Annotated in this window: 1 protein-coding gene; it reads right to left on the minus strand. The window is 67.7% G+C overall.

Features of this window, described 5'->3' with window-relative positions:
• The coding region (locus OIN59_RS25235) for an elongation factor G (RefSeq protein ID WP_274114954.1) at nucleotides 1-1,413 on the minus strand (1,413 nt) is incomplete at both ends.

Genomic DNA, 1,413 nt, shown 5'->3' on the forward strand with positions numbered 1-1,413 from the left:
CAGGGCGGCACGGCGGATGCCGGCCTCCACGGCGGGGATGAACTCGCGCGGCACGGCGCCGCCGACGATGCGGCTTTCAAAGCGGATGCCTTCGCCCCTGGGCAGAGGTTCGAGCAGCAGCCTCACCTCGGCGAACTGGCCGGGGCCGCCCGATTGCTTCTTGTGCACATGGTGTACCTCCACACTCTTTGAAATGGTCTCGCGGTAAGCCACCTGGGGGCGCCCCACCGACACGTTGACACCATGGCGTGCGCGCAGCTTCTCGATCGACACCTCCAGCTGCAGCTCGCCCATGCCGGACAGGATGGTCTGACCGGACTCGGCGTCGTGCTGCAGCCTGAGGCTCGGGTCCTCGCGCAGCAGGGACTGCAGGGCCTTGGACAGGCCTTGCTGGTCCGCGCTCGCCTTGGGCTCGATGGCCACGTGGATCACCGGCTCGGGCACGCTGATCTGCTCCAGCACCACGGGGTGGGCCGGGTCGCTCAGCGTGTGCCCCGTGAGCGTGTCCTTGAGGCCGACGACGGCGGCGATGTCACCCGCCACCAGCTCGTCGCGCTCGATGTGCTTGTCGGCATGCACTTCGTACAGGCGCGACACACGCTCGGTCTTGCCCGTGCTGGTGTTGAGCACCACGTCGCCCCGGCCCAGTCGTCCGCTGTACACGCGTACGAAGACCTTGGCGCCATGGTCGTCGGTGACGACCTTGAACGCCAGGGCCGCGAACGGGTCGGCGGCAGAAGCGGGCTTGCCCTCGCTGCCTTCGCGCACGATGTCGTCCGGCGAGGGCAGGTAGTCCACCACAGCGTCGAGCAGAGGCTCCACGCCGCGGTTCTTGAAGGCCGAGCCGGCCAGCGCAGGCACGAAGGCACCTGCCAGCACACCCTTGCGGATGGCAGCGCGCAGCACGTCGACGGCGATGTCTTCGCCGTTCACGTAGGCCTGCAGGGCAGTTTCGTCCTGTTCCACAGCAGCTTCGACCAGGCGGGCGCGTTCGCGCACCGCTTGCTCAAGCAGCTCGGCGGGCACATCGGCTTCCCGGTACGGGGCACTTGCGTCGTCACGGTCCCAGATGCGGGCACGCATGCTCAAGAGGTCCACCACGCCGCGGAAGTTGCCTTCCACGCCAATGGGAATCTGCAGCGGCACCACGCGCACGCCCAGGCGCTCTTCCATCATGGCCGCCACGCGGTGGAAGTCGGCGCCCACGCGATCGAGCTTGTTGATGAACGCGATGCGCGGCACACGGTATTTGTCAGCGAGGCGCCAGTTGGTCTCGGTCTGCGGCTCCACGCCAGCCACGCCGTCGAACACGACGACCGCGCCATCGAGCACCCGCAGCGAGCGGTTCACCTCGATGTTGAAGTCGATATGCCCGGGCGTGTCGATCAGGTTGAGCTGCGTGCCCTTCCAGTG

The sequence above is a fragment of the Acidovorax benzenivorans genome, from assembly GCF_028680575.1.
Classification (GTDB): Bacteria; Pseudomonadota; Gammaproteobacteria; order Burkholderiales; family Burkholderiaceae_C; genus Acidovorax; species Acidovorax benzenivorans.